At 69.8% G+C, this 16,209-nt stretch carries 17 protein-coding genes; 6 read left to right on the top strand and 11 right to left on the bottom strand.

Features of this window, described 5'->3' with window-relative positions; all coding sequences use genetic code 11:
* Positions 1 to 11 precede the first annotated feature (11 nt).
* A complete protein-coding gene (locus BMZ82_RS21295) occupies positions 12 to 1,136 on the top strand; it encodes a dipeptidase (protein ID WP_093778111.1) in 1,125 nt (374 codons plus the stop codon).
* 13 nt (positions 1,137 to 1,149) lie between these two features.
* Here BMZ82_RS21295 and BMZ82_RS21290 read toward each other — a convergent pair whose 3' ends face one another.
* A complete protein-coding gene (locus BMZ82_RS21290; protein ID WP_093778109.1) occupies positions 1,150 to 1,554 on the bottom strand; it encodes a VOC family protein in 405 nt (134 codons plus the stop codon).
* Between the two features lie 207 nt (positions 1,555 to 1,761).
* Positions 1,762 to 3,105 carry a UDP-glucose dehydrogenase family protein gene (locus BMZ82_RS21285; RefSeq protein WP_093778107.1) on the bottom strand — a complete coding sequence of 448 codons (1,344 nt, stop codon included), beginning with the start codon at positions 3,103 to 3,105 and terminating at the stop codon, positions 1,762 to 1,764.
* 240 nt (positions 3,106 to 3,345) lie between these two features.
* Here BMZ82_RS21285 and BMZ82_RS21280 point away from each other — a divergent pair, with 240 nt between their 5' ends.
* The 3 genes from BMZ82_RS21280 to BMZ82_RS21270 all read left to right on the top strand — a co-directional run bounded on the left by BMZ82_RS21280 (position 3,346) and on the right by BMZ82_RS21270 (position 6,202).
* Positions 3,346 to 4,503, top strand: coding sequence for an acyl-CoA dehydrogenase (locus BMZ82_RS21280; RefSeq protein WP_093778105.1), 1,158 nt, complete (start codon positions 3,346 to 3,348; stop codon positions 4,501 to 4,503).
* Between the two features lie 629 nt (positions 4,504 to 5,132).
* The gene (locus BMZ82_RS21275) at positions 5,133 to 5,993 is read left to right on the top strand and encodes a helix-turn-helix domain-containing protein (RefSeq protein WP_093778104.1); all 861 of its coding nucleotides are present in this window, start codon (positions 5,133 to 5,135) and stop codon (positions 5,991 to 5,993) included.
* 2 nt (positions 5,994 to 5,995) lie between these two features.
* On the top strand, positions 5,996 to 6,202 hold the full coding sequence (locus BMZ82_RS21270; RefSeq protein ID WP_093778274.1) for a DUF397 domain-containing protein: 207 nt from the start codon (positions 5,996 to 5,998) through the stop codon (positions 6,200 to 6,202).
* On the opposite strand, the gene BMZ82_RS21265 is transcribed toward BMZ82_RS21270, so the two are convergent.
* The 6 genes from BMZ82_RS21265 to BMZ82_RS21235 form a co-directional block, all read right to left on the bottom strand.
* Positions 6,195 to 6,656 carry a hypothetical protein gene (locus tag BMZ82_RS21265; RefSeq protein ID WP_093778103.1) on the bottom strand — a complete coding sequence of 154 codons (462 nt, stop codon included), beginning with the start codon at positions 6,654 to 6,656 and terminating at the stop codon, positions 6,195 to 6,197. The two genes, BMZ82_RS21270 and BMZ82_RS21265, sit on opposite strands and share 8 nt — an antisense overlap.
* A gap of 96 nt (positions 6,657 to 6,752) precedes the next feature.
* A complete protein-coding gene (locus BMZ82_RS21260) occupies positions 6,753 to 6,977 on the bottom strand; it encodes a DUF397 domain-containing protein (RefSeq protein WP_093778101.1) in 225 nt (74 codons plus the stop codon).
* A 486-nt stretch (positions 6,978 to 7,463) separates the two neighbouring features.
* The gene (locus BMZ82_RS21250; RefSeq protein ID WP_093778270.1) at positions 7,464 to 8,294 is read right to left on the bottom strand and encodes a helix-turn-helix domain-containing protein; all 831 of its coding nucleotides are present in this window, start codon (positions 8,292 to 8,294) and stop codon (positions 7,464 to 7,466) included.
* Positions 8,291 to 8,821: a DUF6879 family protein gene (locus tag BMZ82_RS21245; RefSeq protein ID WP_093778097.1), complete on the bottom strand. Its 531-nt coding sequence runs from the start codon at positions 8,819 to 8,821 to the stop codon at positions 8,291 to 8,293. The genes BMZ82_RS21250 and BMZ82_RS21245 overlap by 4 nt, the downstream gene beginning before the upstream one ends.
* The gene (locus BMZ82_RS21240; protein ID WP_093778272.1) at positions 8,805 to 8,996 is read right to left on the bottom strand and encodes a hypothetical protein; all 192 of its coding nucleotides are present in this window, start codon (positions 8,994 to 8,996) and stop codon (positions 8,805 to 8,807) included. The genes BMZ82_RS21245 and BMZ82_RS21240 overlap by 17 nt, the downstream gene beginning before the upstream one ends.
* Before the next feature lie 131 nt (positions 8,997 to 9,127).
* A complete protein-coding gene (locus tag BMZ82_RS21235) occupies positions 9,128 to 9,688 on the bottom strand; it encodes an acyl-CoA thioesterase (protein WP_093778095.1) in 561 nt (186 codons plus the stop codon).
* A gap of 120 nt (positions 9,689 to 9,808) precedes the next feature.
* Here BMZ82_RS21235 and BMZ82_RS21230 point away from each other — a divergent pair, with 120 nt between their 5' ends.
* Complete coding sequence (locus BMZ82_RS21230) at positions 9,809 to 11,107, top strand: LCP family protein (protein ID WP_093778093.1); 1,299 nt, start codon at positions 9,809 to 9,811, stop codon at positions 11,105 to 11,107.
* Positions 11,108 to 11,184: 77 nt separating this feature from the next.
* On the opposite strand, the gene BMZ82_RS21225 is transcribed toward BMZ82_RS21230, so the two are convergent.
* Both BMZ82_RS21225 and BMZ82_RS21220 read right to left on the bottom strand, forming a co-directional pair.
* A complete protein-coding gene (locus tag BMZ82_RS21225) occupies positions 11,185 to 11,547 on the bottom strand; it encodes a four-helix bundle copper-binding protein (protein ID WP_093778091.1) in 363 nt (120 codons plus the stop codon).
* A gap of 182 nt (positions 11,548 to 11,729) precedes the next feature.
* Positions 11,730 to 13,226 carry an LCP family protein gene (locus BMZ82_RS21220; protein ID WP_093778089.1) on the bottom strand — a complete coding sequence of 499 codons (1,497 nt, stop codon included), beginning with the start codon at positions 13,224 to 13,226 and terminating at the stop codon, positions 11,730 to 11,732.
* A 132-nt stretch (positions 13,227 to 13,358) separates the two neighbouring features.
* On the opposite strand from BMZ82_RS21220, the gene BMZ82_RS21215 reads away from it, so the two are divergent.
* Entirely contained in the window at positions 13,359 to 14,405 is a 1,047-nt protein-coding gene (locus BMZ82_RS21215) for a glycosyltransferase family 2 protein (RefSeq protein WP_093778087.1), read from the top strand.
* A gap of 45 nt (positions 14,406 to 14,450) precedes the next feature.
* Here BMZ82_RS21215 and BMZ82_RS21210 read toward each other — a convergent pair whose 3' ends face one another.
* A complete protein-coding gene (locus BMZ82_RS21210) occupies positions 14,451 to 16,196 on the bottom strand; it encodes an LCP family protein (protein WP_256252031.1) in 1,746 nt (581 codons plus the stop codon).
* Positions 16,197 to 16,209 lie beyond the last annotated feature (13 nt).

Genomic DNA, 16,209 nt, shown 5'->3' with positions numbered 1-16,209 from the left:
CGGAGACCGTCATGGCCGACCTCCAGGACGAACTGCACACCCTCCCCGAGGCCGGCGAACGCGACAAGGAGCTCGACGAGGTCCAGGCCGAACCCGTCGCCGGCCCGGTCGCTGCCACGGTCGCTGTGGACGACGACCTGGACCGGGCCCGTGCCCTCCTCGTCGCGCACCCCGTCGCCGACGGCTACAGCGGGCTGCCCTGGGCGCTGCGCCACCTGCCCTGGTACGACCTCCAGCTCGGCGAGAGCGCCGTCGACACGGACGTGCCCCGGCTGCGCGAGGGGCACGTCGGCGCGCTGCTGTGGTCGCTGCACCTGCCCGAGGGCCTGGCCGCCGACCGCGCCGTCGGCGCGACCCTGGAGCAACTGGACCTCGTCCGGTCGGTGATCGCCGCGCACCCCGAGGGGCTGCGGCTCGCGCGCAGCGCCGGGCAGGTCATCGACGCCCGCAACTGCGGCCGCGTCGCCGTCGTCCTCGGCCCGGCCACCGCCGCCGCGCTCGACGACTCCCTCGGCATCCTGCGCGTCCTGCACTCCCTCGGCCTGCGCGTCCTCACCCTCGCCGGCACCTCCTGGGCGAGCGAGGCGGGGCTGACCCGGTTCGGCGAGGAGGTCGTACGGGAGATGAACCGGCTCGGGGTGCTCGCCGACCTCTCCGGCGCCTCCGACACCACGGTCGGCCGCGCCCTCGCGCTCTCCAAGACCCCGGTCCTGTGCACCCGCTCCGCCGCCCGCGAACTGCGCCCCCACCCCGACAACCTGCCCGACGAACTGCTCGCCGAGCTGGGCGCGGCGGGCGGCCTGTGCCTGGTGCCGCTGACCGCCGAGCAGACCGGGCCGACCGTCCGGGACGTCGCCGACCACCTCGACCACGTCCGCGCGGTCGCAGGCCCGGACAGCGTCGGCCTGTCCGGTACGTACGACTCCGGCGCCGCCCACCCGCAGGGTCTCGCCGACGCCTCCGGCTACCCGCACCTGATCGCCGAACTCCTCCGCCGAGGCTGGCCCGACACCGACATCGCCCTGCTGACCTGGGTAAACATGCAGCGCGTCCTGCGCAGCGCCGACTTCACGGCCCGCGCCGCACAGGAACGCCGGGAGCCGTCGACGGCCCAGATCGCCCACCTGGACGGCTGAACCGGCTCACCTCTCAGGACTGGTCGTCGCGGCACAGGCAGAACGGGTGCCCGGCCGGGTCGGCGTACACCCGCCAGGAGCGCGAGCGGTCCGCCGTGTCCAGCGGCTTCGCGCCGAGCGCGAGGACGCCCTTCTCGGCGGCGTCCAGATCGGCGACGTTCAGGTCCAGATGGAACTGCTGCGAGCGGTCGGGCGCGGGCCACGAGGGCGGTACGAACCCGGGCGCGGCCTGAAACGCCAGCGACGGCCCACCGGGCACCTTCAAGTCCACCCAGTCCCCTTCCCCTTCCCCTTCCCCTTCCCCGTCCTCCGCCACGTCCACTTCCACGGTGCCGCCCAGCACCTCGGCGTAGAACCCGGCCAGCGCACGCGGGTCGGGACAGTCCAGGACGACGACACCCAGCTTGGCGAGAGCCATGACCTTCTCCTCGAAGTCACCTGCACGGACAGCACGGGACGCTACCCACATCGGCGAGTAACCGCTGACGGTCACCGCATGCTCCCCGGTACCGCATGCTCCCCGGACACTCCCCGGCCACGGCGCACCTCGGTGGTGCAGAATGCAACAAGACGCCGGTTCGGCCGACTGAGCCTCGGCCGAACCGGCGTCACCGTCATGTCCGGGTCAGGCGGTGGGACGCCCCATCGCCCGGTACGTCCACCCCGCCTTGCGCCACAGCACCGGGTCGAGGGCGTTGCGCCCGTCGAGGATCAGCCGGGTCGTCGCGACCTCGCCCAGCGCCGCCGGGTCCAGCTCGCGGAACTCCCGCCACTCGGTGAGGTGCAGGACGACGTCGGCGCCCCGTACCGCGTCGAGCGCCGTGTCGGCGTACCCGAGGGTCGGGAAGACCCGGCGGGCGTTCTCCATGCCCTTCGGGTCGTACACCGTGACCTGCCCGCCCTGGAGATGGATCTGACCTGCGACGTTGAGCGCGGGGGAGTCCCGGACGTCGTCCGAGTCGGGCTTGAAGGTGGCGCCGAGCACGGCGACCCGCTGGCCCAGGAAGGACCCGCCGCCCAGCGCCTGCCGGGTCAGGTCGACCATCTGCCCGCGCTGGCGCATGTTGATGGAGTCGATCTCGCGGAGGAAGGTGAGCGCCTGGTCGGCCCCCAGCTCACCGGCGCGCGCCATGAACGCCCGGATGTCCTTGGGCAGACACCCGCCGCCGAAACCGATCCCGGCCCGCAGGAACTTCTTGCCGATCCGGTCGTCGTGCCCGATGGCCTCGGCCAGCTTCGCGACGTCGCCCCCGGCGGCCTCGCACACCTCCGCCATCGCGTTGATGAAGGAGATCTTGGTGGCCAGGAAGGAGTTCGCCGCGGTCTTCACCAGCTCGGCGGTGGGGAAGTCGGTGACCACGAACGGCGACCCTTCCCCGAGCGGCGTCTCGTACACCTGCCGCAGCAGCGCCTCGGCCCGCTCGCTGCGCACCCCGACCACGATCCGGTCCGGGTGCAGCGTGTCGTCGACGGCGAAGCCCTCCCGCAGGAACTCCGGGTTCCAGGCCAGCTCGGCGTCCTCGCCGGCGGGCGCGAGCTCGACGATCGTCCGGGCGAGCCGGTCCGCGGAGCCGACCGGCACGGTCGACTTGCCGACGACGAGCGCGGGACGCGTCAGATGCGGCGCGAGCGACGCGATCGCGGACTCGACGTACGACATGTCGCACGCGTACTCGCCGCGCTTCTGCGGCGTGTTCACGCATACGAAGTGGACGTCGCCGAAGGCCCCCACCTCGGCCCAGTCCATCGTGAACCGCAGCCGCCCGCTGGAGCCCTCGAACCCGGCGACGTGCTTGCGCAGCAGCTCCTCGAGCCCGGGCTCGTACATCGGGGTCTCGCCCCGCTCGAGCATCGCGATCTTCTCCGGCACGACGTCGAGAGCGAGCACCTCGAAACCCAGCTCGGCCATGGCCGCGGCGTGCGTGGCGCCGAGATAGCCGGTGCCGATCACGGTGATCTTGAGGGCCATGGATGCTCCAGTCGGGGGATGCCGTCACTGCGGGCCCGAGCATAGTCGGGGCGTGCCGACGCCCCTCACCGGGCAGATGTCGGATGGATGCCGACGAGATGCCCGCTGTCGCCAAACTCACGTATCAGGCGGTCGGGCGGACCTTTAATATTTGAGTTACTTAACGGTAGTTAGCGTCAGTGGCTGCGACTGCGGCCGCGACTGTGACCGTGGACGTAGCGTTTTGGAGCGTGAGACACCGTGGCCGGATCGGCTGACTTCGACCTGTACCGCCCGTCCGAGGAGCACGACATGCTCCGCGACGCCATCCGCGCGCTGGCCGAGGCGAAGATCGCGCCGTACGCCGCCGCGGTGGACGAGGAGGCCCGCTTCCCGCAGGAGGCGCTGGACGCGCTGGTGGCGAGCGACCTGCACGCGGTGCACGTCCCCGAGTCGTACGGCGGCGCCGGCGCGGACGCGCTGGCGACGGTGATCGTGATCGAGGAGGTGGCGCGCGCCTGCGTCTCGTCCTCCCTCATCCCCGCGGTGAACAAGCTGGGCTCCCTGCCGGTGATCCTCTCCGGCTCGGAGGACCTGAAGAAGAAGTACCTGACCCCGCTGGCCAAGGGCGACGCGATGTTCTCGTACGCCCTCTCCGAGCCGGAGGCGGGCTCGGACGCGGCGGGCATGCGGACCAAGGCGGTCCGCGACGGCGACGACTGGATCCTGAACGGCGTGAAGCGCTGGATCACCAACGCGGGCGTCTCCGAGTACTACACGGTGCTGGCCGTGACGGACCCCACGAAGCGCAGCAAGGGCATCTCGGCCTTCGTCGTCGAGAAGTCCGACCCGGGCGTCTCCTTCGGCGCCCCGGAGAAGAAGCTCGGCATCAAGGGCTCCCCGACCCGCGAGATCTACTTCGACAACGTCCGCATCCCCGCCGACCGCATGATCGGCGACGAGGGCACGGGCTTCGCGACGGCGATGAAGACCCTGGACCACACCCGCATCACCATCGCCGCGCAGGCCCTCGGCGTGGCGCAGGGCGCTTTCGACTACGCCAAGAACTACGTGCAGGAGCGCAAGCAGTTCGGCAAGCCGATCGCCGACTTCCAGGGCATCCAGTTCATGCTGGCCGACATGGCCATGAAGATCGAGGCCGCCCGCCAGCTCACGTACGCGGCAGCCGCCAAGTCCGAACGCCTGGACCCCGACCTCACCTTCCAGGGCGCGGCGGCCAAGTGCTTCGCCTCCGACGTCGCGATGGAGGTCACCACGGACGCCGTCCAACTCCTCGGCGGCTACGGCTACACACGCGACTACCCGGTGGAACGGATGATGCGCGACGCCAAGATCACCCAGATCTACGAGGGCACCAACCAGATCCAGCGCATCGTGATGGCCCGCAACCTGCCGTAACCCCCCCGCGGAGCCCTTTGACACCACGTTCGCCCCCGCCCGCATTCCTGCCGGGCGGGGGCGAGGTGCGTCGGTCACGGCCGCAGCTCGAACCAGGTGACTTTCCCGTCCCCGTCCGCCCGGCTACCCCAGGCCCGCGTACACCGACTGACGAGCAACAGCCCCCGCCCGCCGTCCAGTTCGACGCCTCCACCACTCGGACGATCGGAGCGGGCAGCACGCCACTCCCGTCCCGCACGCTGACGTGAAGGGAGCCGTCCGCCCACCGCATGAGTGGCGCGTGAGGATCGACCGCACGGTGCTGCGGGCGACGCCGGTGCCGAGGGCGTGGTGGGGGGAGGGCGAGGCGGTACTCCCAGGACTCGTCGGGGTGTGGGGACGGCAGGCGGCTGTTCACGGTTGAACTCCCTGTCTGAATAGGGCAGTTGCTCCGCACCCTTCACACGGTGGCCTCGCCGCCGCCCGCATGGGGTGCGGTGGCGGTGCTCTTCCGGGAGGGGGAGCGCTCTGTCTCCGACGGTAGTGGCGGGAAGCCAGAAAGGTGCAGCGTTCCTCCTTGGAATGACTCCTTCTGGTGAAGTGGCCCGTTTCGACCTCGGAGTGCGTCGCGCGCTGCTAGGACATTCGGTATGCCGCCGCGCAAGAACCCGACCATCCGTCAGAAACGCCTCGGTGCCGAGCTGCGCAGACTGCGCGAGGGCGCGGGCCTGTCGATCGACGCGGCCGCCCAGGTTCTGGAGTGCGGCAAAGCGAAGATCAGCCGCATCGAGACGGGACTGAACGGGATCCGCGCCGCCGAACTCAAGGCACTCCTGCATGCCTACGACGTGGAGGACGACGCCCTTGCCCAGGCGCTGGCCGACATGGCGCGCGAGGGCCGACGGCGCAACTGGTGGAACCGCTACGGCGATGTGCTCAGCGGCGGATTCGCCGATCTGGTAGAGCTGGAGTCAAAAGCGCTGAGCCTGCACTCTTGGGAGACGATCCTCGTCCCCGGCCTGCTCCAGACGCCCGATTACATGAGGGTCCTCTTTCGGCGAGGCCGCCTGGAGACGTCCGAGCGCGAACTGGAGGAGCACGTACGAGGCCGGATGCACCGCCAGCAGATCCTGGGCCACCACACCCGGCAGCCGCCGGAGCTGTGGGTCGTTCTCTACGAGGCCGTGCTGCACGCCAAGTTCGGGGGCGCGGAGGTCATGCGGGACCAACTCGCCCACCTCGCGCACATGGCACAGCAAGACCATGTGGCGGTCCAGGTGCTGCCCTACACCGCCGAATCCCACCGAGGTGTGAACGGCCCCTTCGGGATCGTCGGACTACCGGATCCGGAGACGGACGTAGTGCGAACGGAGACCGCTGTGTCCACCCTCTACGTGGAGGATGACGCTCAAGTCGCGGCATATAAGCTGATGTTCGACCAACTGAGGGCTGTAGCCCTCAGCCCGGGGCCGTCGCTGAACCTCATCCGGAGTCTGGCTCAGCGGCTGTGAACGTGAGCGAGGTGCCCGTGCGGGAAGTCCAGTGGCAGAAATCCAGTTTCTCCGGCGACGACGCAAACCGCGACTGCGTGGAGATCGCGGCAGCGTCCGTCGGTAAGGCACTGCTGCTACGGGAGTCCGACGAGCCGGGAGCCGTACTCCACGCCACGCCCGCCTCCCTGCACGCCCTGCTGGACACCTGCAAAGCGTCGACTACCTGAGCGGACAGGCCGGTTCGGCCCGTTCGTACGAGCAGGTCACGACGGCGAGGGACACATACGAAGGATGCTCCAGATAGAAGCCGAGTGACACATCCCCACCCCACGCCAGACGCTCCACCGCGGACTCGACGAGCCGCGCCAGACGGCTGACGTCGCGCTCCGCCTCGACGGTGAACCGGGGCGCGTACTCGCGCAGCCGCTCCCCGAGCCAGGCCGCTGCCTCCTCCGGATCGTCCCAGGTCCCCCGCACGAGCGTGCGCGGCTTGAGCAACCAGTTGGCCGTCTCGATCGGCGGCAGATCCACGACCCTGAACTCCGCGACGACCTCCCGATACCGCTGGATCAACTCGGGCCTGCTGCCGACCGAAGGCGGCTCGGGATGGGGCGGACGCCGCAAGGCCTCCTCGTCGAAACGCCGCTTCGGGCCGGTCCAGAGATAGCCGTGGTGGTGCAAGGCGCGTCCCGTTCGCATCAGAAGGTGAACCGAGAACGAAGCCGGCCCCGACCCGACGGTGACGTAGGGCCGAGACCGGCGTAGTCGTGCCGCGAGTCAGCCGGACAGCCCGAACCGCGCAGGGTCGATCCCGGCGGCCACCAACTCCGCCGACGTGAACCGCAACGGCTCCAGATCCGGCCGCTTGCTGTCACCCAACGCCCAGACCCCGTCCGCGATCCGCGCCAGCACCACACACCCTTCGCTACACGGCCCACCACAGGCCTGAACGAAGTCGATGGAGTCGAGGCCGAGGGCGTACAGGTCGGTTCCGTTCTGCATCGATATGCCTCCTGCTTCTTGCTCGAATTCCCGGCCACGGACAGGCCGGCTGCCACCCTGGAACGGGCGGAAGTGGGTGGGGGCGGGGGTGACGGGTCGTGCAATGGCTGCGGCTACGACCCGGATTCCTGAGACACGACCGTCGAATTGAGTAGCGCATTCGCCATGCGCTCGACGTCCGCCAATGCCTCGCGAAGCCCGTTCGTGGCGTCCTCCGCCCGAGTACGGCTGTCACGCCACGTCTGCATTTCCGTCAGTGGGTCTTCGCCCGGTGCCGGCGCATCCTCACGTTGGCATCGGACACGGCGCTGTAGTCCCTCGTGGAGCGGGCGTTCTCCCGGGCCACCGACAGGGACAGACAGTCCGAGCAGCCAGGCTCAGGCGATGGTTCGGTGAGCGGTTCGGACAGGGAAGTCGCCGCTTCGGGACCGGAAGTTCTCTCTCGGCTTTCCATAGAGCCATCTTCGGCGGTCCAAGGTCGTGGCTCTAGCCTGTTTCCTGTTGCCGCAAGAACTCGTCGCGGATCTCTGTGATCAGGGATCGCATCGCATTCCCGGAGAGGGCGACCTGCTCGAATCCCTCGAATTTCCGGACGTACAGAGCGACATCCCGTGGATCGGTTACGGCCAGCTCGGCATGGATGGGTTCGACGGTCACGAGACGGTCGTCCTTGACCGAGAAGGAGTGGCTCGGAAAGTCCGTCTGCCGTACCGAAAGCGGTACCACTCGGAGGTCGACACTCGGCAGTCGGGAGACGGAGATGAGTTTGTCGAGCTGTCCGGCCATCACCAGTGGCGGCACGATTCTCCAGCGGAGTACGGACTCCGTGACAATGAACCGAAGCTGTCGCCCAGGCTCGTACAGAATGTGCTGCCTTGCCAGCCTCGCCCCAACGGCGCGTGACATTTGATCCTCGCCAAGTTGCTTTCGACCGAGGACCGCCTGAACGTATTCAGGAGTCTGCAAGAGGCCGGGAACCAGGGAAGGCTGGAAGAGGCGCAACAGAGTGGTCCGGGCCTCGATCGCCTGAATCTGCTGCTGTTTCCGGTGATAGCCGAGACGCCGGTAAAGTCGCCACGCTGTCGTCTCGGTTGCCGCTGCCCGGGCGACCGACATGTACACGGCCTTCACGTCCTCGGACACGCCTATGGCGGTGAGGATCTGCTCCACGTCGACGGCGCTCGGTAGGACGCCGCCGTTCTCGATCTTGGACAGCTTGGAGCCGGACATGGCTGCGCCACGGGCGACGGCCTTGGCCTCCTTACCGGATGCCTGCCGTAGCGCCCGCAGTGCGGCACCAAGCTCAGCTCTGTTCACTCCCCGTGCCGCGCCCACCATTCCGAGAACGGCTCGGCGTGCGCGAGTGCCGTATCCCGGTAAGCCCGGAACTCGGCTGACCGGTCTTCTCCGAGAAGTTCACCCCCGAGATACTTTCCGGTGTCGTCGTATGCCATCACACTTGTGACCCGGTCGTCGAACAGCCAGAAGTCGGGGGCATCCGGAATCGGGTTCTCACGTTCGGTGACGTCGAGGATGAAGAATTCCTCCCCGGCGGTCATGTTCCGGCGATATCCCCAGGACAGTTCGAAGCGGAGGTAGTCGGTCAGCGGGCGGGACAGGATGTGTACCCGGTAGAAACGCTTGCCGACCTCGGTGGCGCTCCTCACGGTCGTCAGCCAGGTCGCCGCCTTGTACGACTCCGGCTGTTCTTCGCCCGCCAGGAAAGCCCGATACGCGTCCACTCCTCCTGACTGACTGTAGTCATCCAGGGTTTCCAACCGGAACGCCTCCTGCTCGAAGGCGCTGAACCAGTCCGCCAGAGAGCGGTCAGACGAGGTTGTCACGGACAGCCTTTCGGATCAGGTCCACGGGGATTTCGACGAGAGCTTCGTGGGCGGGGATCTCTCTGCCGTGCCCGGTCAGTAGTTCGCCTTGCACGACGAGCGTTCCGCGGTCCGTGGCGTACAGCGTCGGACACTCGCCCTCGTCGCAGTCACCCACAAGTCGCGTCAGCTTCACCACTGAACACTCCCTTTATCCGTTTGGCCGGCCCGGAACGGTCACCATCGGCTCCGCGACTCATCGTTCCGGTCCTCTCGGACGCCCGGCAAGGGCCTACGGTTTCCGCTTCTGGAAATCCCTCAGCGCTCTCAGTCCCCCAACCCCTCCGCCACCCGCCGCTCCCGCAGCTCCCTGATCGCTCGCCTTCGGGCCAGGCGGTGGGTGCGGCGGATCTGGGCCTCCTGGTAGCGGCGTTCGTCGCGTTCGGTTTCCGGGAGGACCGGGGGGACCAGGCGGGGGGTGCCGTCGGCGTCGACGGCGGCGAAGACCAGGTAGGCCGAGCCGACCTGGGCGGCCGGGTTCGACTCGTTCCAGCGTTCGGCGAGGACTCGGACGCCGACCTCCATCGACGTCCGGCCGGTCCAGTTGACCTGGGCCTTCACATGGACGAGGTCACCGACGCGGACCGGCTCCAGGAACGCCATCTCGTCCATGGACGCGGTCACGGCGGGCCCGCCGGAGTGCCGGCCGGCCACCGCGCCCGCCGCGTCGTCGACGAGCTTCATGATCACGCCGCCGTGCACCGTGCCCAGCAGGTTGGTGTCGGCGTGGGTCATGATGTGGCTGAGGGTGGTGCGGGACGCGGACGTGGGCTTGCCCGGGATGTCCGTGCTGCTGCCCGAGTCCGCCGCGGTGGCCTGGCCTGTCATGTCCTCTACCTTATGCCGAGGGGGACAAGCCGGGACTTTGTGTCAGCTTGGCAACGGCGGGGCCCTGATTTTCCGACAGCCCTTGTACGGCACACAGCACTGCCCTGCACACTGGTCGGCATGAACGATTGGCCCGAGGGATGGTCCGGCGGCGACCGCGGCAACCGGTACGGAAACGGCGGCGCGGGCGCGCAGCCCGAGAGCGCGCGCGTCATGCGGCAGGTCCGTCGCGGCCCGGCCGCCCCGCCGCAGGGCGCCGGCGTCCCGCCGCAGCCGTCGTACGTCAACGGTCAGGGATACGGCGACTACACCGACGCCCGCGGGTCCGGCTACGACAGCGGCTACAACACGGGCCAGGTCTACGGCGGCGGCGACCCCGGCGGACCGGGCGGTGGACCGGGTGGGCCCGGCTCCGCCGTCACCCGCGGCCCGCGGCCCGCGCCGAACTGGCGCCGGCGCATCAAGTGGACGGCGATCACCGTCGCGACCGTGCTGGTCGTGACGTCGGTGAGCACCTACTTCTGGGCCGACTCCAAGCTGCGCCGCGAGGTCGACCTGTCCAAGGTCATCGACCGGCCCGAGGCGGGCGACGGCACGAACTACCTGATCGTCGGCTCCGACAGCCGTGAGGGCATGTCCGCGGCGGAGAAGAAGGAGCTGCACACCGGCTCCGCCGAGGGCAAGCGCACCGACTCGATGATGATCCTGCACGTCGGGTCCAACGGCGACACCCTGGTCTCGCTGCCCCGCGACTCGGACGTGGAGATCCCGTCGTTCGTCGGATCCGAGTCCGGCAAGATCTACAAGGGCACCGGCCGGCACGTGAAGCTGAACGCCGCCTACGCCGAGGACGGCCCCGAACTCCTCGTCCGCACCGTCGAGTTCAACACCAACCTCCGCATCGACCACTACGTCGAGATCGGCTTCGCCGGCTTCGCGAAGATCGTGGACGCGGTCGGCGGCGTCGAGATCACCATCGACAAGGCCTTCAAGGACAAGTACTCGGGCGCCGACTTCCAGGCCGGCAAGCAGAAGCTGAACGGCGAGGAGGCCCTCGCCTTCGTCCGTACCCGGCACGCGTTCGCCGCGTCCGACCTGGAGCGTACGAAGAACCAGCAGAAGTTCCTCGCGGCGCTGGCCCACGAGGTGGCGACGCCGACGACGGTCCTGAACCCCTTCAAGCTGTACCCGACGCTGGGCGCGGGCCTGGACTCCCTGATCGTCGACAAGGACATGGGGCTGTACGACCTGGGGTCGATGTTCTTCGCGATGAAGGGCGTCAACGGCGGCGACGGCACCTCCATGAACATGCCGATCTCGGGCTCCACCGGCGGCAACCTCGTCTGGGACAAGGCGAAGGTCAAGCAGCTCGTGAGCGAGCTGAACAACGACGAGAAGGTCACCGTCTCGGGCAACTGACCCGCGGAGCGGATGCCGGATCAGGGGCGCCCCCTACAGGGCGCCCCTGATCCCGTTCAGACACGTTCAGACAGCGGTCACATCCGGGCGCCCGCCATCGCGCGGCACATGTCGGCGCAGCGCCGACAGGACTCGGCGCAGCGCATCATCTGCGGATCGTCCGGCATGGACATACACGCCTCCGCGCACATCTCGCACGCCTTGGCGCACAGGGCGCACATCTCGGCCGACATGGGCGAGCGCCGCATCATCATGTCGGCGCACATGCGGGTCATCTCGGAGCAGTCCATGAGCGCGCGCATGATCTGCATCTGGGCCTGGCCGCCCATCTGCATGCAGGAGCTCATGGTCTCCTCGCACACGCTGTGGCAGGACATGCACGCCTCGACGCAGTCCTGCATCTGCTGGCTCATGGCGGTCATGGTTCCGGGCTGGGTCATGGCTCCTCCTGGGGGGTGAGCGGGACGCCCGAAGCGGGCCCCCGCGTGCCCTTCCGTCCTACGCCCTCCGGGGTCCCCACGCCATCGGGCGCAGGCCCATCGGGCGGACCCCCATCAGGGGTACGGCCCAGGAGTACGGCCCAGGAGTACAGCCCAGGGGGTCGCCCCTTACGTGGCACCCCTCAGGAGCACCCCACCTCGTCCCCCCGGACCACCCCGAACGCCCCCTGCCCGGCACCCGCCTCCGTACCCGTGTCCGCCGCCGCCCGCACCTTCCGTACCTGCCGGAAGTCGGCTCCCGCGATGACCTTGAGCGTCGGGCCGAGTCCCTTCACGGGGCGCAGTTCGCTGCCGGGGAGGGCCGTCGCGAGGGACTTCGCGGAGCGGTCCCAGCGGGGGTCGTAGGCGACGACCGTGCGCGCGAGCGCGGGGCCGGCGGCGGTGGCCGGGCGGCGGGTCGTGTCGAAGCCCGTCGCCGCCAGCGCGGTGTCCACCCGCCTGCCCAGACCCGTCGTACGCGTGCCGTTCTCGACCTGGACCCGGATCCGCTGCGGGGCCACGTCCACGAGCGTGCCCCGGCCGGCGGCCGGCCGGGCGTGGGCGGCGGCGAGGGGCTCGTCGTCGCGCAGGGCCGCGAAGAGGCGCTGCGACTTCACCGGGTCCCACTTCAGCGTCGAGCCGATGCCCTTCACCAGGTATCCCATCCGCCCGATGGGGACGGTCGTGAACTCGGAGGAGGCGGGGGAGAAGGACCGCATCGCCCGGCCCAGGTCGAGCAGTTCGTCGGTGCCGAAGCCGCGGTCGGCGCGCACCGAGCCGAGCACCGCCCGGGTCACGTCCCGGAACTTCAGCGGGTTCAGCAGGATCCCGGAGGACGTCGCCCGGTCCACCAGCGCCGCCAGGAAACGCTGCTGACGCTGCATCCGGCCCAGGTCGGAGGTGGCGTCCGTGTGCCGGGAGCGGACGTACTGAAGAGCCTCGCCGCCCAGCAGCGTGTGCGTGCCCGCCGCGAGGTCCAGGCCGGTGTACGAGTCCTTGAGGGGCTTGGCCGTGCAGATCTTGACGCCGCCCAGCACGTCCACCGTCTTCATGAAGCTGACGAAGTCGACCTCCAGGTAGTGGTCGATCTTCACGTGGGTCATCTTCTCGACCGTGCGCACGGTGAGCTGCGGGCCGCCCTCCGCGTACGCCGCGTTGAGCTTGATCGGGTGGCCGTGGTGCGCCTTGCCGGTGACCTGGTCGGTGTGCGGGGGCGTCTCGGCGTAGGAGTCGCGCGGGAGGCTGACGACGCTGGCCCGCTCCCGGTCCTCCGAGATGTGCACGATCATGATCGTGTCGGTGCAGTGGCACGGGGCTCCGCCCAGCCGGTAGCGGCTGCGCTCGGCCTTCGTGATGCGGTCCCGGCCGTCGGTGCCGACCAGCAGGACGTTCATGCCGTGCCCGGCCCGCGGCCGGTTCTTCATGTCCTTGAAGGGGTCGACGCGGGCGATGTCCGCGTCGAGGCTGCTGATCACCGAGTGGCCGATCCCGGCGGCGGCGAGCAGCACCACCGAGAGCGTCGTCGCCGCCCGCATGGCCCAGCGCGGCCGGCGCGTGCGCCGAAGGGGCCGGACGGGCGGACGCGGTGCGTGGCGCTGCGGGTGCGGGGGGCGCGGGGACCGGGGCGGAGTGGTGGGCATACGGGGCACCTCCGGGCGGCGGCCGTGGGCGGGGGGAGCCGTTGGAACGGTAGGCCCATACGATCTGCCGACCGGCGCAGCGCACCCGGCGGGGCGGGCCGTGTCCCCCGTTCGCGGTAACGTGAACCCCCTATGAACGCCAAGCCCGACGTGCAGCTCCCCGCCGTGTCCGTCATCATGCCCGTCCTCGACGAGGAGCGGCATCTGCGCGGAGCCGTCCAAGCGATCCTCGCGCAGGAGTACGCCGGCGAGATGGAGGTCGTGATCGCCCTCGGTCCGTCCACGGACCGTACGGACGAGATCGCGGCCCAGCTCGTGGCGGAGACCGCGGCCTCCGCGAACAAGCGCGTGCACACCGTGCCCAACCCGACCGGCCGCACCCCGGCCGCCCTCAACGCCGCGATCAAGGCCTCCCGGCATCCGATCGTCGTCCGCGTCGACGGGCACGGCATGCTCTCGCCGAACTACATCACCACCGCCGTGCGGCTCCTGGCGGAGACCGGCGCGCAGAACGTCGGCGGCATCATGCACGCCGAGGGCGAGAACGACTGGGAGCACGCGGTCGCCGCCGCCATGACCTCGAAGATCGGCGTCGGCAACGCCGCCTTCCACACCGGCGGCCAGGCCGGCCCGGCCGAGACCGTGTACCTCGGGGTCTTCCGGCGCGAGGCGCTGGAGCAACAGGGCGGCTACAACGAGGAGTTCATCCGCGCCCAGGACTGGGAGCTGAACTTCCGCATCCGCGAGGCGGGCGGCCTGATCTGGTTCTCGCCGGAGCTGAAGGTGTCGTACCGGCCCCGGCCCAGCGTGCGGGCGCTCGCCAAGCAGTACAAGGACTACGGCCGTTGGCGGCACGTCGTGGCCCGCTACCACGAGGGTTCCATCAACCTGCGCTACCTCGCCCCGCCGACCGCCGTGTGCGCGATCGCGGCCGGGATCGTGGTCGGCGCGGTGCTCACCCCGCTGGGCTTCCTGATCCCCGGCGGCTACCTCGCGGCGATCGTCGCCGGGTCGCTGCCGGCCGGCAAGGGCCTGCCGGCGAAGGCCCGGCTGCGGATCCCCGTGGCCCTCGCCACCATGCACATGTCGTGGGGCCTCGGCTTCCTGACCAGCCCGAAGGCGCTGGCCAGGAAGGTCATCGCGTCCCGCCGCCCGGCCGTCCTCAGCGACGCGCACTGAGCGCCGAAAGCGCCGAAAAGCACCCCGGGACCCGAACTGCCCTGACTACCAGATGTAGTTCGGGTCCACGTGCATGCACTGGGTGGTGTCGGACGCGTTGATCGCCCCGGCCGACACGGGCGTCGTGTCGTCCTTCGCCGCGACCTTGAACGTCGTACCCGACCGCCAGTCCGCGCCCACGATCAGCGTGACCCCGGAGACCTCGGTGGACTTCTTCACCTGGCTCGCCGGGATGCCGAGGGCCTTCGCGACGGCCAGGGCGTCGCCCTGGAGGTCGGCGCTCGGGTAGCGGACGACGGTCTGCGCGACGGCCGTGGCCGCCGAGCCGTCCGCGACGGCCTGGGCGAAGCCCTTGCCCGTCAGCACCTCCGTCACGTCCCGCGCGCGCCCGCGGGCCGCGCCCAGCTCGTCCGTGTACGTGCCGTTGTGGACCTGCACCGCGATCTCGTCGTTCGCGGCGGCCGGGTCGGTGGCCGCCGTCGCCGTCGGGGACGGGCTCGCGACGACCTTCTTGGCGTCCTTGCCGTCGAGGGCGATGTCGTCGCGCACCAGCCGGAACAACTGCGTGGCGTCCTCCGTGGGCACCACCCGCTCGCCCTGGTAGCGGTTGGGCATCGTCGTCATCGTGATGCGGTCGGTGGGCACCTTCTGCAGCTCGCCCGCCAGGTCGTACATCTTCGTGATGGTGTCCAGGCCGTCGTCGACGGTGATCGCCTTGGTGGCCGCCTCGGCGAGCTTGCGCAGCTTGTTGGGGTTGGTCAGCTTGGCGTTGGCGCGCAGCTCGCGGACCATCGAGTTCATGTACATGTGCTGCGCCTTGGCGCGGGCCAGGTCGGTGTCGTCCTCGAAGCCGTAGCGGGTGCGCAGCCACTGGAGGGCCTGCTCGCCCTTGACGGCGTGGGTGCCCGCCGCCAGCTTCAGGCCGGAGCCCTTGCCGCTGCTGGTGTGCGAGTAGACGTTGGCGTCGACGCAGACCGGGACGCCGCCTATCGCATCCGCCATGGACACGACACCCGAAAAGTCGATCATCATGAAGTGGTCGATGTGGATGTCGGTGAGCTTCTCCCACGTGGCCACCGTGCAGCCGGGGCCGCCACGGCCGAGCGACACGTTCGCCATCGTGTCGGTCAGCGCCGGGTAGGTGGTCTTGTCGTCGGGGTCCGTGCACTTGGGAATGTCGAGCAGGGTGTCGCGCGGCATGCTCACCACCGACATGTTGCTGCGGTCCGCCGATATGTGCAGCAGCATCTGGACGTCCGCGAGCGGCGGACCGTCGAAGGTGTCCCTGGCCCCGCCCAGCTTCTGGTTCTCCGGGCTGTCCCGGGCGTCCGAACCGATCAGCAGGATGTTCAGCGCCGTCTGCCCGGCCGCGTTGGCCTCCGTGTCGGCCGCCCGGTCCTTGGCGTCGCCGATGTTCAGGTCGTCGCTCTTGATGTTCGCGTTGAGATGCTCGTAGTAGAGGTATCCGGCCCCCGCGCCGCCGAGTATCACCACCGCGAGCACGGTCGCCGACCAGCGCAACGCGCGTCGACGCCGCCGTGTACGACCGGGCCCACGCCCGCCGCCACCACCGGCTCCGCCTTTGCCTACGCCCTTGGCCCCGCCACCGTGTCTGGCGCCCTCGCCGCCCGCGTCCTGGCCCCGCGTGCCGTCCTGCTTGCCGTCTTCCCGGCCTTGCCGATCCTGCTGGTCCTGCTGGTCCTTCTGCCGATCCTGCTGGTCCCGGTCGGCCGCGGACTTCGTGCCCTCGACCGCGGGAACCTCCCCCTGCACCCCACTGCTCCTCGCCATTCCCCTGCCCCTC

The sequence above is a fragment of the Streptomyces sp. yr375 genome (assembly GCF_900110755.1).
In the GTDB taxonomy this organism is placed as follows: domain Bacteria; phylum Actinomycetota; class Actinomycetes; order Streptomycetales; family Streptomycetaceae; genus Streptomyces.
Note: the sequence above shows the minus strand (reverse complement) of the source record. Positions and strands in the feature narration are given on the sequence as shown.

Excerpts from the sequence above, each read along its gene's own strand:
- BMZ82_RS21295 (WP_093778111.1), top strand. The coding sequence starts at position 12 with ATGGCCGACCTCCAGGACGAACTGCACACCCTCCCCGAGGCCGGCGAA.
- BMZ82_RS21290 (WP_093778109.1), bottom strand. The coding sequence starts at position 1,554 with ATGGCTCTCGCCAAGCTGGGTGTCGTCGTCCTGGACTGTCCCGACCCG.
- BMZ82_RS21285 (WP_093778107.1), bottom strand. The coding sequence starts at position 3,105 with ATGGCCCTCAAGATCACCGTGATCGGCACCGGCTATCTCGGCGCCACG.
- BMZ82_RS21275 (WP_093778104.1), top strand. The coding sequence starts at position 5,133 with ATGCCGCCGCGCAAGAACCCGACCATCCGTCAGAAACGCCTCGGTGCC.
- BMZ82_RS21260 (WP_093778101.1), bottom strand. The coding sequence starts at position 6,977 with ATGCAGAACGGAACCGACCTGTACGCCCTCGGCCTCGACTCCATCGAC.
- BMZ82_RS21235 (WP_093778095.1), bottom strand. The coding sequence starts at position 9,688 with ATGACAGGCCAGGCCACCGCGGCGGACTCGGGCAGCAGCACGGACATC.
- BMZ82_RS21230 (WP_093778093.1), top strand. The coding sequence starts at position 9,809 with ATGAACGATTGGCCCGAGGGATGGTCCGGCGGCGACCGCGGCAACCGG.
- BMZ82_RS21225 (WP_093778091.1), bottom strand. The coding sequence starts at position 11,547 with ATGACCCAGCCCGGAACCATGACCGCCATGAGCCAGCAGATGCAGGAC.
- BMZ82_RS21220 (WP_093778089.1), bottom strand. The coding sequence starts at position 13,226 with ATGCCCACCACTCCGCCCCGGTCCCCGCGCCCCCCGCACCCGCAGCGC.
- BMZ82_RS21215 (WP_093778087.1), top strand. The coding sequence starts at position 13,359 with ATGAACGCCAAGCCCGACGTGCAGCTCCCCGCCGTGTCCGTCATCATG.
- BMZ82_RS21210 (WP_256252031.1), bottom strand. The coding sequence starts at position 16,196 with ATGGCGAGGAGCAGTGGGGTGCAGGGGGAGGTTCCCGCGGTCGAGGGC.